Source organism: Bradyrhizobium sp. SPXBL-04 (assembly GCF_051853035.1).
Classification (GTDB): domain Bacteria; phylum Pseudomonadota; class Alphaproteobacteria; order Rhizobiales; family Xanthobacteraceae; genus Bradyrhizobium; species Bradyrhizobium zhanjiangense.
Genome location: NZ_CP182472.1, coordinates 2196392 through 2209902, shown reverse-complemented (window position 1 = coordinate 2209902; position 13511 = coordinate 2196392). Strand labels below are relative to the sequence as shown.

8 protein-coding genes and 4 pseudogenes are annotated in these 13511 nt (G+C 58.4%); 7 read left to right on the top strand and 5 right to left on the bottom strand.

What is annotated here, in order from left to right:
• Positions 1-13: 13 nt before the first annotated feature.
• Together ACNJX8_RS10205 and ACNJX8_RS10200 are read right to left on the bottom strand one after the other, a co-directional pair.
• Complete coding sequence (locus tag ACNJX8_RS10205; RefSeq protein ID WP_439360488.1) at positions 14-253, bottom strand: transcriptional regulator domain-containing protein; 240 nt, start codon at positions 251-253, stop codon at positions 14-16.
• 158 nt (positions 254-411) lie between these two features.
• The gene (locus ACNJX8_RS10200) at positions 412-675 is read right to left on the bottom strand and encodes a DNA -binding domain-containing protein (RefSeq protein ID WP_439361870.1); all 264 of its coding nucleotides are present in this window, start codon (positions 673-675) and stop codon (positions 412-414) included.
• Between the two features lie 1104 nt (positions 676-1779).
• Here ACNJX8_RS10200 and ACNJX8_RS10195 point away from each other — a divergent pair.
• The 3 genes from ACNJX8_RS10195 (at position 1780) to ACNJX8_RS10185 (ending at position 4363) form a co-directional block, all read left to right on the top strand.
• A complete protein-coding gene (locus ACNJX8_RS10195; protein ID WP_439360487.1) occupies positions 1780-2352 on the top strand; it encodes a helix-turn-helix domain-containing protein in 573 nt (190 codons plus the stop codon).
• Positions 2353-3365: 1013 nt separating this feature from the next.
• A complete protein-coding gene (locus ACNJX8_RS10190) occupies positions 3366-3752 on the top strand; it encodes an ATP-binding protein (protein WP_439360486.1) in 387 nt (128 codons plus the stop codon).
• A gap of 137 nt (positions 3753-3889) precedes the next feature.
• A complete protein-coding gene (locus ACNJX8_RS10185) occupies positions 3890-4363 on the top strand; it encodes a hypothetical protein (protein ID WP_439360485.1) in 474 nt (157 codons plus the stop codon).
• 656 nt (positions 4364-5019) lie between these two features.
• Here the strand turns inward: ACNJX8_RS10185 and tnpB are convergent.
• Positions 5020-5250: pseudogene (gene tnpB, locus ACNJX8_RS10180) on the bottom strand (IS66 family insertion sequence element accessory protein TnpB); the annotation flags it as partial.
• Between the two features lie 233 nt (positions 5251-5483).
• On the opposite strand from tnpB, the gene ACNJX8_RS10175 reads away from it, so the two are divergent.
• On the top strand, positions 5484-5816 hold the full coding sequence (locus tag ACNJX8_RS10175; RefSeq protein WP_439360484.1) for a hypothetical protein: 333 nt from the start codon (positions 5484-5486) through the stop codon (positions 5814-5816).
• A 558-nt stretch (positions 5817-6374) separates the two neighbouring features.
• Entirely contained in the window at positions 6375-7580 is a 1206-nt protein-coding gene (locus tag ACNJX8_RS10170) for an alpha-hydroxy acid oxidase (RefSeq protein WP_439360483.1), read from the top strand.
• A 124-nt stretch (positions 7581-7704) separates the two neighbouring features.
• Here the strand turns inward: ACNJX8_RS10170 and ACNJX8_RS10165 are convergent.
• Positions 7705-7845: pseudogene (locus ACNJX8_RS10165) on the bottom strand (IS481 family transposase); the annotation flags it as partial.
• Between the two features lie 2027 nt (positions 7846-9872).
• On the opposite strand from ACNJX8_RS10165, the gene ACNJX8_RS10160 reads away from it, so the two are divergent.
• The gene (locus ACNJX8_RS10160) at positions 9873-11084 is read left to right on the top strand and encodes a pyridoxal phosphate-dependent decarboxylase family protein (protein ID WP_439360482.1); all 1212 of its coding nucleotides are present in this window, start codon (positions 9873-9875) and stop codon (positions 11082-11084) included.
• Between the two features lie 347 nt (positions 11085-11431).
• Here ACNJX8_RS10160 and ACNJX8_RS10155 read toward each other — a convergent pair.
• Positions 11432-12037: pseudogene (locus ACNJX8_RS10155) on the bottom strand (IS66 family transposase); the annotation flags it as partial.
• A gap of 72 nt (positions 12038-12109) precedes the next feature.
• On the opposite strand from ACNJX8_RS10155, the pseudogene ACNJX8_RS10150 reads away from it, so the two are divergent.
• Positions 12110-12431, top strand: a pseudogene (locus ACNJX8_RS10150) (IS110 family transposase); the annotation flags it as partial.
• Positions 12432-13511: the final 1080 nt, after the last annotated feature.

Sequence of the window (13511 nt, the reverse complement as noted above, 5' to 3'; positions counted from 1 at the left end):
GGTCGACAGCGTCTCAGGCGCCCAGAAAACGGCTTGCTTGTCGAACGCCTTTTTCGGATCGGCTGCAAAACGTCAGCCCCCACTTTCGTCGAAAGTCATCGCTCGCCGCGCTGGATAGTTCGCTTCCGGCCAGAGCCGTGAAGGCCTTCTGATAGTCGTGGTCGCGGCGAAGCCACTCCCAGGCTATGTCGGCAGTTTCTGCTTGTCTGACTTCACGGTATGCGCCTTCTGATCTCCAATCGGCACCCGGCATCACGCTCATTTCCCCGCATGTTTCGATGCGCACGCATTGCAGACCGACAATTGTGACGGTTTCTAGTCGTGCGCGTGCAGGTCTCCGCTACTGATGCGCTTTCGCGATGGAATGATCTGCTTGTGCGATGGGAAAGAAGGTCGCGTCGGCTTCACCCTTCACTCTTCGCTTTTGGGCCACCCCCGGCGCAAGAGATCACGATAGCCGTGACGCGCAGCCCACTTGGCGCGAGCCAGATGACTTTCGAACGCACGGCGTGCGCGATTCGGATCAACGGTCGGATCGAAGCCAAGAACAATGCGCGCGACTTCGCGCCAATCAGCATTGTCAGCTTCGGCATCGAGAAGGCGCATATAAGTGACGGCGTGCTGCTCGTCGTACGACGTGAGCTCGGGCGCACTCGGCGCCAGATCTGCAATCATGGAATCGGGTGGCACGCCTGGAACTCCTACGAAACCGAAAAACCTTGATAAATCCGCGCGATGGTAGCGGTATTCACGGCATCTTGGCACCAGCCGGATTGTCGCGGCTTGCGGAAACCTTTCCTGCAGATCGTCGATCGGAGGCTGCTATCGGACATCCTGGCGGTGCCGGCCCGCCGTTTGCCTCGATCACGATGGCTCCGTTTGGGCCGGTGTAAGCGCCTGTTGCCAACCAGCTGGCATTGACGCTTGTGGTCTGGCGGACGCCCCCGTTCCGTGCTCGCCGGCCGACGATCTGGCTGGTCGGTCCAGCCGGCGGTAAGAACTTCGTTCTCGGCTTCGAACGCCACGAGACCAATTCGACCGCCACGAAAGCCGCAGCAAGGTCGGTTGTCCTTCCATGTGGCGCCCACCAAACAGATAGCGGCCGTTCGCGGCGCGCACGGGCCCGGGATCTGGACCGATATGCAGCACGGTCCGAGCAAGCTCTTCCCCGGCCGACGCCGGTGGTTTTCCGGATCGAGAACTCGGCAATACGTCAGGGGTTCGTCATAGACCATGGGCATCGAATTAACCGGAGCAGCATCAATGACGACAGGATCGGGTGGTGGTCTGCATAGTCCTGCGAACGGACGGGAGACCGATGCGGTTTCCATGACAGCGTGCATGAGCGGCACTTTGTGAAGTATATCGGGGTGTGATATATCGAGCAAGCGTTCGTCCTTTCCCGCATGGATTTGTGGGAGACATTCGCCGGCAATTTGCGTGGTATGCGCAATGTGAGGGGATCGTCCCAAGACGAACTTGCCTATGAGGCTTGGATCAGCCGGAGTTATCTGAGCAAGCTCAAAAGGGCGCGTACTGCGTCAGCATCAAAATCATAGGTCGCCTTGCCGATAAGCTCGACGTTGGGCTGCTGAGCTCCCGAAAGGGCCCTAAAACAGGGCGCTAAGCTAGATCAATCCCAATACAGGTCTTGCTCTCAATCCATTGGCTCTGGCTATCGTAGCCCTTCAATGCTGGTTTCCGAGGTGATTTCCGCCGGATAATCTTGCGCAGCAGATTGAGCAGTTTTGGTTCTCAGTACGCATGGGATGACGTTTTGTGAAATATATCGAGGGTGCAGTATCTCGAACAAATCGCTTCCTGGCCCGCGTGCATTTGCGGGAGACATTCGTCACTAGTTTGGGCCGTCTGCGCAACGCGAGGAGATGGTCCCAAATCGAACCTAGCTTTAAGGCCGAGATCAGCAGGAGCTATTTGAGCAACCTTGAAAAGGTACGTAACGTCGGCATCAAAATCATAGGTCGCCTTGCCGATACGTTCCCCGTTGCGCCTGCTGAGTTCCTGAAACGGCACGCAACACAGCCGCCACGTAGGCACGTCGCAATACGCGTCTTACTCTTACACGATTTCTTCTCGACATCGAATGGCTCTACAGCTCACGAAGTACAACGGTGTGATTGCCCGATCAGAAGGTCTGTCAAGCTCAAGGCCGCCCTCGTGCAGGACATGATAGCCGCTGGTCTCCAGATGATGAGCGATCTTGTTGGCATCTTTGGCGCGTTTTCAACCTTGTTCCAGCCGCGCGCCAAATTCGTCCGAACCGTACGAACGAGCTGCTTCCCGGGCCGGGCATTGTCCCTGCGTCTGGTTCGCGCTAAGTGGCAATCCTGAACTGATAGTCAATGAGCGCTACAGCGAGCCTGTACTGCAATGGCGCACGAGCATTTTCCCTGCCATGCAGCGCCGTCGGCGGGATATTGAAGGCCGCGCGCGGAATCTCCATCCGGAGCCGGACCTCGCCCGCTGCGCGCATAAGGCAGCAAGTGTCTTCGTCCGCCGAGCTGCCGTCCGACGAGCTGAGATTTCGATGACGGCGGCCAGACGCGCGCCGTGCCGGCTGCGGTATGGACGCACCATGAGAGATCGGCTGCGAGGTGACGCGTTCAGGTCAAAGACAGTGGTCGGATTTCCGAGACGCCGTGCCCGCGAGATACCTTCATTAAAGGCGACACGTCGTCGGGCTGATCACACGCCGGAAATAATGAGAACGCGTTCCCAGAACTTCACTAATGCCCGCGCCATCTGGTGCCATCGCGGGTTTAATTAGAACATCGCGAAGCGAATTCGTCAAATCGAGAGCGACGTGGAGATCGACTCAATGTTGGTCCTATTCGTATTCACGAGGTAGATACACTGAGCGTTTACGCCATCGTTCTTCAACTGGTGCCGCAGTTCGGCATGATGTCCGGCGTCGCCCCCAAAGCTTCCAGAATTAATTGGCACTTCGCCCCGGCGGATTGCGCTGACGCCGAAGCGCACCGCAGCCGGCCGACGCGATAGGCCGCCATGGAGCGGCGAATACCCTTTGGCGGAGATCAACGGAACCCGTGCATGCCGGGCTCATTCGCCATGAAGCGCAAATCTGATTCGAGCCGTACTGGGAATCGCAGCCGATTGGCGACCATAATCATCGCGCTTGGTGCGCAGGGGGGTAAACAGCTTGGACACCACGGAAGATAAAATCGAGGCGGCTGAGCCGCCCAGTCCGTCGCCGCCGCCATTCGTTCTTCGATGTTCTGGAGAAGGAGGAAGGCCTCGGTGGCGTCGGGTCTCCGCAAGGCTGTACTTGAAGAGGGCGTGCTCCACGAACCCGCCATACGAGCCGCCCTGTTTCCGGATGCGACATGATCCGGATCGAGACAATATATATTAAGGAATTTCGCGTCATTCGTGACCTGACCCTCGAGTTCAAGGGCCAGAACTTCGCTGCATGCGGACCGAATGGGACCGGCAAGAGCGGCGTTGTCGACGCGATCGAGTTCGCTCTGACCGGCAACATTTCTCGCCTCGCCGGCGCCGGGACCGGGGGCCTTTCTGTCAAAGCGCAGGGCCCGCACGTCGACCGTCGCAACAAGCCAGAGGCTGCATCCATGACAGTCCACGTCACTATCCCCGGGCTGGGCAACATGAAGGTCCGGATACGGCGATCCCTGAAATCGGCGAGCGCGCCGGAAATCACGCCTGCTGACAAGGATGTCGTCGCGACGTTCGAGAGGATCAATCTACCCTGAATTCGTGCTCTCACGCCGCGAACTGATCCGCTATGTCCTCTCCGAGCCAGGGCAGCGAAGGAGGTACAGTCGTCTCGACGACGTTGAGAAGCTCCGCGCCGTCCTGCAGAAGATCGCCAACCCCTCAACCAAGGAGCTTGCTGGCCTCGAACGAGAAGGACGCAATCACGAATCTTCTTGCAGCGCTCGACACTGCCCAGCTCACCAGGAAGTCGGTCCTCGATGCGGTCAATCCGCATCGTGCAATTCTTGGGCTGGGCCCCTCTGCCGGAGCTCGACGCCAACACGTCGCTGAAAGATGGGCTGACCGCGACCACCACAGGGGGCCAGGGCGCGTGCCGAAGACACAAGCCAATGCCGACCTTGGCTGGCTGAGGGAAGCACTCCAGGCGCTCAAGGCCGACGCGTTCAAACAGGCCTGCTCGACCGCCCATACCAATGCGGCCGAACTCGGCAAGGAGACAGCCTCACCAGCCTGTCGCGCGAAGCGCTTCTGCAGTCGCCACTGGACCTCTACGATGGAACGGCTTGCCCGGTCTGCGACAGGCCATTCGAGCCCGATGTCTTCAAGGATCAACTCGCTGCAACGCTCACCCACCTCGACGATGTGAGCAGGCGCCGAGCCGCCCTCGAAGCGGAGCTGAAGCCGATCCTCCGACCGTCTTCATGCCGCCGGCACCGCGCTGAACATCATGATCGATTATGCGAGCCTGTTATCGCCCAGGATCAACGCCTCCGAACTGACGAAACTCAGGACCGTTCTACGTGGCCGATACGAGCAGCTTCAGAAGCTTTTGCCGCGCGGGGACACGCTCGCGGTTCTCGCGGCCGTTCACATGGTCCCCGATCTGGAGCCGACGACTATGGGACTGTGACGACCGCTGCGCTCGAAAGGATCTACAACGAGTTTGAGGCGGCCCTCGCGACTTACGCAGTATGGGCCGGCGGATCACGATCACACCATGCGCGCGGTCGGGTGAGCGATGCGGCCGATCAAGCTCAATGCCAAGAACGGACTGTTCGCTCGACGAGGGCGCCGGGAATCGGGCGTTGCTGGCTTCGCTGATGAAGACGTGCAACCTTAATGGCGTGAATGCCGAGTACTGGCTTCCGGATGTTCACACATAGCTTATCAATGGCTGGCCCACGTACGGCACAACTGGACGAGTTGCTCCCCTAGGGATCGACTCACACTTGCATGGACAATAGGCTGGCGACGTTTGCGGTGGATCGACCGAAGCGCGCATACTCCGCGCCGACCTCGTGGTTAGGTTACGATCCAGCCGCAGGCCTCGAGGTGCGTGCATGCATATCCGATCCATGCCGGCCAAGCGCACAGCTGCGCCGCGTTCATCCGCATCATGCCGTCAATAACATCGCCATTTGTAGCCGCCCGCCTCCAATACATCACAAGGCCAATGCCATGCCAGACAACACTCTTCACCCGGTCGGCACGCTTCGCACGGAACACCACTGCTACGCCTTTCATCGGATCTTGGTCTAGCCTCTGATTCGAGAGCTATCAGCATGAGCGTGTCCGGCGCACCGCCATAAACACGTCGACTGAGCACGGTAATGCCACGAGTTGCCGGCACAGCTACCCGTCGACGCAATGCTCAAAGGCAACAGCACCTGCTCCGGCGGTACAGATGGCTCCGCAGCCGCCGGTCTCGAAAACTCCGACACAAGCGGCGCGAAGGATAGTGTATCCGCCGATGCCGGCAGCCCTACTTGACCCAAACGCGCATACCGCCAGCCGTGTACCTGCTGTGCACGGCAGCCAAGACGGCGCGCGACATCTGCCACAATCGCGCCTCGCAGAACCCTTTCGGCGACGATCTCTGCTTCGGTTCATCCGGCCAGGGCTTTCGACCCAAGCATCCGCGGCGCAGAACCTTTTCGAAACGTTCGGCCGAGATGCGGTACTATCTCATCCTTGTTGGTTCTGTCGTCGGGACGCCACCAATGATGGACATACTCTCAAACGTTGCTAAGTATGGGCATACCCTCCCTGGCAACGAGCCGACCGCCAGCAAAGCAGATGCAGCGAAACAGCTCGCGTGACGGTGCTTTGTGAATTCTTTTGCTGCGGCTACCGATGCCAGGCTGGCGCAGGCAGCAAGGGATCTGCGGCAACAACCCTTACGTGCCAAAGACAATGCATTTGGTGAACTATGCTGGGCTGACATGACCTGATCTGTTGTATCGCCACAAAACTGTACTCGTCGACATAAACAAGACTTCCTCGTGGGGCACCATCTACATTATCTGGTAGGGTATTGATGGTTCTGAAAATGGTACTGGTGCGGCAGCCTAAGAACAACGGTACGTATCCCCGAAGCGTAATTGTACGAACCATGTGCATAGGTGCGAGGCGGGCCAACATCTTAATCGCTTGCCAAAAGAGTTCAGGTGCTCTCTAGGTCCAGGGCCGGCGGGGCAACGAAGTCGCCAGGGCTCATCTGGTTTCACCAGCTGTCCTGTACAACTGTCGCACTCATGCTTTAGAGAATCGTGGCGCACAGCGCCCTTCCAGATAGAGGGGCTGCCAGCTCACGAGTGAGCGGAGCGGTTTCTTCGCCATGGAGAATTCTGTGTCCGCTCCTGCAAGAGAGGCTCATCATGAAGGCATTGCGTCCCGTCAGCATAGATCACTTCAGAGAACTCGCGAGCGATCAGCTACCAAAATTCATCTCGGAGTACATTGATACGGGCGGCGGCGGCGGTCTCAGTCAACGGCGCAACTTAGCGGCGTTCGATCGCTATACGTTTGTTCCACGTAGTCTGATCAAGGTCACGCCTGTCGTCACTGAGCGGACGATCTTCGGCCGAAAGTATTCTCTTCCATTCGGCATCTCTGCCATGGGTAACATTGGCTTTGTGCACCGGCATGCGGAGCACATCCTTGCCGAGACCGCGCGCGACGCGAATATTCCCTTCATCCTATCCGGGCTGGCAAATGCCTCCGTCGAGGAGATCGTTCGGCTGGCTCCAGATCACGTTTGGTACCAGTACTATATGCCGAACGATGAGAAGGTCGCTCTTGATCTGATCAGCCGGGCACGCGACGCCGACGTCCCCGTCATGGTCGTGACAGTCGATTTGCCGGTGTCGCCGCGTGGGTCCGACCGCCGCGGCGTGTCGCTGTCCAATGGACTGGACTGGACCATGTGGAGGACCATTCTGTCGGACGTTATCTCGCATCCGCGATGGACGTTTGGCCTTTTGAGAGCGCGGAATATCCCACGATTGGAAGGTTGGGTGCGTTATGGCCCGGAAAAAAGTAACAGCCTTGACCTGAGAAAGTACGTTAACAGCATCTGGCCGTTGGATCTATGTTGGTCGGATTTAGAATGGATAAGGCGTGAGTGGCCCGGCAAGCTCGTCATCAAAGGCTTGTTGCATCCGGACGATATAGTGCGCGCTTTCAGCATCGGCGCGGAAGCCGTCACCGTCTCCAATCACGGCGGCAACAAGCTCGACTGCATTCCCCCCTCTATTGATATGCTTGCGATGGCTAAACGCCAACTTGCCCCTGACGCAACAGTTTTTCTTGATAGCGGTATAAGGAAAGGCTCTGACATTTTAGCGGCGATAGCGCTAGGCTCGGAGTTTTGTTTTATCGGCCGAGCGGCGCTCTATGGGCTGGCCGCGGACGGTGCGCGCGGTGCGCGCCGGATCATCGAAATATTGGGCTCCGAGATCAAGTACGCCATGGCAATGGTCGGCATAAGCAACACCGATCAGCTGTCACGGGTCATGTTGTTGCAGGACGGGCGGCAAATCCAGGACGCGTACTCAGCCAGCCTCTCGTGCTTGGGGCTGTAGGTCGACCAGCTGGGAACAGAAGAGACACTATGGCGCCCACCTAGATCCGCTGAAGACGCATTCGGCTCTGTCCAAGACCTTACGCGCAAGAGCAGGCGTTGCGAGCGCGCAGGCTGCTCTGCCCCGTTCGATCGCCGCTGACGCGATGACCTGTACGGTTGAACTTGCCGAGCTTTTTGATATCGATGTGAATCAGCTCGCCGCGATATTCGCGCTCATAGCGCCGCACCGGCTCGTCTGGTTCCAAGTCGCGCAACCGGTTCAATCACAGCCGCCGTAGCATACGGCTCCTGCCTCTGGTCATGGCGCGGGCCGTGGATTGGGATGCGGTCTGTGTCGCCCGACGTAACGCTTGGCTCGGAACCGATCCCAATTCATCCGAGAGCGCTGGCTGCGTCGGCGAAACGAGCACAGCCATGAGGCTGGCCTGGACGGAACATGCCGACCGGTTTTAGGTTCCTAGTAATCGCGTGGCAGTTCAGATAACTCTTCACCACGCCCGGAGCTTGGCACTGGTCTCAGCGATGGGCGCGTGGCGGCGTTTCATTAGGCCGTGTCGTATCGCCCTCGACCTCGCCCGAGTGCGGGAAGCGATTGTCCCGTGCCGGATTGTGAAGTGCGGATCCATCCGGGTCACAGCACAGATCTGCGTGAACCCGAGGAAGTCGAACGTCTCAGGGCGGCGTTGCCCCCGGTTGCGGCGCTCGGCCGCATACTGTCCAAATTCCAGAATCCGCGTCTTCTCCTCATTCAGCGAGAGACCAAACTTCGCCATCCGCTCTTGCAGCTTGATAAGCGTGGGGCCTCGGAATTTGTTTCGAATCTCGCCACGCTGTCGTCCGCATCTCGAGGGCTTTGCGAAAGCCGAGCAAATCGCCGAAGGCAGGCGCTGGTAGCGCGGCGCAGTTGGGTGGCTTGGGTGGGTGAACCATGAGGGCAGGGCGCCTCGTTAGGTTAGGCGACGTGGGGGGCCGTCCGATCCCGTCGCTGGAGACGCGGCGAGCAGGAAAGCCGCGGCACTGCGCACAGACCCAATAGCGGGCACCAAGGCCATAGACGCGCTTGAACAATGCGAACAACGGCTCGATCGGCGCACGTCGAACGAGATAACCGTGTTGCGACGCATCGCCCATTGTCCCAAACGAAACCAGCGCTTATGACTTCGCTTAACGCCGTCACGACCATCCGTCTTCTTCAGATGCACGCGCCGCGCGATGGCGCCGTAGCCTTTGTCGGCATAGACCGTTGCCTCGTCGCCTCGTCTCATGCATAAGCCCAGTTAAGGCAGTTTCAAGAGCGAGGTATCGGACGGCCTGCCCTTAGCAAGGAGGGCGTGAACCGCGCCAGCTTGTTACCGCACCCTTGCCTCAACGTTCGAAGTGGATTGAGGGAGTGCCCCCGATACTGCGGTCTTCGTGTTCAGCCATGTCCCGTTGTAGACGCTCAATGTCCGTAACAACACGCGACGGCGAACTGTCCTCGCTCGCGGCACTGAAGAGATACTTAGGTCTCTTAGCGAGAGGCCGCTGTTTTGGTGGCACATCAATTGCTTGGACCGCAGAATGAGCGACTAATCTGCGCTAGGATCGCGGACGCGCTATGCCAGTCGAGGAATCTAAATGAGACTTGCTCGATTCACCACAACTAAGACCATTGACAACAGCCTCCAGCTTTGCCGCCGGCATCGGCAAATTGAGAATCGTCATCTGAGTTGGTTGGCGCTTAAGACCTCCGATCTCGATTTCCAATTCGCCCTAATTGTCCCCGAGCAAGTTCGAACCAGATTGTAGGTGGGAACCGATATGTGTCGTCTAACACCCGCATGCGGCCGGGCCGTAGACCAGCAGGAGATCAACTGGAGCTCGCTCTCCCTTGCGAACACACGATTGCCTCACCTGGAGCCGGAAGAGGATGAGCAGAAGTTGGACGAGGCTCGACCTGGATTCGGTCGAATTCAGGGACTGGTTGGCTCTACCTCACAACTCGGAGGCGACGCGTACATTTCTCGAAGAAAATCGTGCGCCTGGTCGCCTAAAGCGTTCCTCGGCGACGCTTCGCAACCACGCCCGATGCCCGTATCCTTCGCGACATGCCAAACAGTTTGAGCTGTCATCACAATGTCGGGAAAAAATGAAGGAGTCCAAATAATCTGCGCAAGGCATTCCAACACGCAGGAACTCAGGACGGACCGCTCACACTGTGTACGCGAAGGAAGGGAGTTCGGCCTCGCGAAGTTGCGGCACTTATTCGACTTACCGCACGTTTCCCAAATTCTAAGATGGATATCGAAGTATGACCGCACTGCCCCAAGTCGGAACAAACTGGAGCGACCTTAAAGCACGCTTATGTAAAATGAAGCAGGAGGACTACGCGTGGAGGGACGGACGGCTTCCAGTTTATATCTATCACTACACGGAGGAACTCTTGCGGGTCTCACAAGAGGCCTACATGGAGTTCTTCACCGAGAATGCACTTGGCCGTACAGCGTTTCCGAGCGTCGCCAAGCTCGAGACGGAAGTCATCGAAATGGGTATCGGACTCTTTGGTGGAGGCCCCTGGGCTGGAGGGACGTTCACCAGCGGTGGGACTGAAAGCATCTTTCTCGCAATTAAGACCGTCAGAGACTGGGCACGAAAGGAAAAAGGAATTGATCGTCCCAAGATCGTGATGCCCACTTCCGGACATGCCGCTGCCGACAAGGCTGCCCACTATCTAGGGATGGACGTCGTTCGCGTGCCGCTGCGATCCGACTTCCGCGCGGACATCGACTTGCTCGAAGCCGCGATCGACGAACGCACCTGTATGATTTACGCCTCCGCGCCTGGATATCCACACGGCGTGATTGACCCCATTGAGGAGATTGGAGCGCTCGCTCAGAAGCATGGCTTGTGGCTTCACGTCGACGCGTGCCTGGGAGGATTTCTAGCGCCCTTTGCGCGGGAAATCGGCTATCCTATTCCAGCCTTCGACTTGTCGGTCCGCGGCGTCTGCAGCTTGTCCGCCGATATCCACAAGTACGGATTTGCGGCGAAGGGCGCGTCCTTGTTGATCTTGGCAGATCGCGAGCATCAGAAGTATCAGCGCTTTGAGTTCAGCAATTGGCAGCGCGGCACTTACGTAACAAATACTTTCCAGGGTAGTCGAGCGGCCGGACCCATCGCGTCAGCATGGGCGGTCATGAATACGCTTGGGCATGCCGGCTATCGCGAGATAGCACGTGTGATTATGGGCGCCAGGGAGCGGCTTATAGCGGGCATAGAAGCGATCAAAGGGCTCCGGGTGATCCGGCCCAGCGATCTGTGCATATTGGTGTACGACTCGATCGATCCGAACGTCGATATCTATGTCGTCGCAGATCGCATGGGTGAGAATGGGTGGTACGTTGGTAAGTCGATCACGCCGAAGGCAATTCATATTGCTCTCAGTCCTGTAGTTGCCCCCGCACTCGATGACTACTTGGCCGACCTGGCTGCGTGCGTCGAGCGTTTGCGCAGCACGAACTAGATCCAGACAGCCGCTCTCCACGCTTGTCGAGAAGATGGACATTTGATAGGCAACGCATCCCGCGCGCGGGCATTCCGTTAAGGTTCTCGCTGGCTACGGCTTCAAAGCAAAGGCACCGCGCCCCGCTGAGCCTTTAGGCCCAAAAAGCGGGTGCGCGAGCCTCGCAGAGGCCCGGCGCCTGGAGCATTTTTCGATTTGAATGAATCGGCACGATTCCGAAGATGGTTCAAGTCAAGCCATATGCCGGCATAGGAGTAGCGCCTTTTCAGCGGAAAATCGCGCTCAAAAGGACGGCACACGCCGGCGAACAATCGCGCGCCGATGTGAATGTGGCGTAAGCCCCGTTCTCAGCGCACGGCTTTGAATGCTTGAGCGCGGTAAGCCCAGGGCAGTAGCTAGTCGATGTCGCGGTTGGACGGCCGTTGACGATCTTGGTCAGCAAGTCGATGAGATAGGCGAGCGGATCGATGTCGTTGAGCTTGCAAGTCTCGACCTGCGACGCGACGACGGCCCAATGTTTGGTACCGCCGTCTCCGGCAAACAGTGCGTTCTTGCGACTGAGCTTGATGCCACGGATCAATCATTCGACGGTATTATTGTCAACTTCGAGGCGGCCGTCATCGATGAAGCGGGTCAGCCCCTGCCAGCGCGAGAGGGCATAGCGGATGGCCTCGGCGAGCTTGATCTTCTGGCTCACGAGAGCCAGCTTGGCGCGCAGCCATACCTCGAACGCATCCGCCAGGGCCGGCTTTTCTGCTGCCGCGAGGCGCCGCTCCTCCGCGCCGCGGCCGCGGATCTCCCTCGATCGCGTAGAATGCGGCGATGTGCTTCAGCGCCTCGCTCGCGATCAGAGCCGCCCGCGGTGGCGAGTTCGTAGAAGTTGCATCGCGTACCCAGCAGAAGGTGAGCTCGACCTCGCCACCCTCGCCAAGCTTTCGGTAGGCGTTGTAGCCGATGGAGTGGACGCCTCCCGACGGCATCGAATGCGCCAAGTGTGGGAGTTTTAACCGAGCAGGAGGGCATCCGTGGACGAGGTTGGCATCATTGGTTTGGATTTGGCCAAGAACGTATTACAGCTCCACGGCGCTGGGCAGGACCGCACCCGTAAGAAGCTCGACCGCAGCAGATTGCTCGAGTTTTACGCCAGGTTGCTAAGGTGCGAGGTTGCAATGAGGCTTGCGCCAGCGCCCATTATTGGGCACGGGCGATAAGTAATTCGGCCACAATGTCCGGCTGAGCCATCCCTCATACGAGAAGCTGTTCGCTAAACGTCAGAAGAACGATGCAGCGGATGCGGAAGCAATCGCCGAAGCCGCGTCTCAACCAACAATGCGCTTTGTCGGCGTTGCGCCGAGAACCGTGACGATTTCGGGATGTTGTGTCAGACATTTGTGTTCGCTATCATGACCACCCTCTGAATCGAAGATTGCCCTGCACGACAGGGGCTCACACACTCGTAGACTTCCAAGCCTCTAAAAATTCCGCAAAGGCGATTTTGGAGCAGTGACCCGCTGCCACGGGTTGCAGATTTGGCAACACTGCCTCGCGCGCTCGTAACGTGTTCCCCATACAGCGCTCTGCCAACGAGGAGATCAGCGGATTCTCATTCATAAGCTCTGCAGTAGGACCACAACCTATTGACAGATGAGGACTGTCACCCGCTTTTGCGAGAAACCAGATGTTAACCTGATCCTAGAGTTGACCGCGCGATCGCAAAAGCAACCTTCAGGTCCACGCGCCGTAGCTTCGGGCGACGGCGGCGATGGGCAGCCCGAGCGTGCGCAAGGCCCATCTGAACTGCGAGTAGCGGTGCATTCCGCGAATGCACCGACGTGGCGTTCGTGTAAGCACAACTTGAGTATCTCCGCGCGAAGCTGTTCAGGATTCACTTGCCAGTTGGTTACAAGGTCTAGACGTGCGAACATCGACCAATTTGGTAGGTGGTCGACGCCGACTATGTGCAGTCAAGATAGATCCGGATGGCTGCCGAGCATCTTTTCGGTGCTCGCAGGGTGCAGGTGAGGACTCCGATCGGCAGGCTGCGTCGAGTCGAGTGCATTGGGTAGGAGCTGCAGGCCGCTCAGCAATGTAGGCGTGTTCGAACGGACGAGCGATCGTGCTGCGTACATGTATCCGCAGCGCCCGACGATCAGGTCGCAATGTTGGGACAGGCGGTCAACGGCCTTCGCGATGCCAGCGAGAGCGGTTGGCGTTCCATCGAGAATCGCCTGACCAAAGGCGCCAGGCGCAGTGGCAAATGCGTTGGGACGGGCCAGAACCCAGGGTGAGTAAAAGGTTGGTCCGGCGGCGGGACGACATTGAACGTCGGGCAAGTCCGCCGTGTCGTTGGCGCCCTCGTATGGTAGTAGCGCCCTCCTTTGGGTATAGGAAGCATCGCGGCTGTAAGGCGTAAACGGACAACTCCGT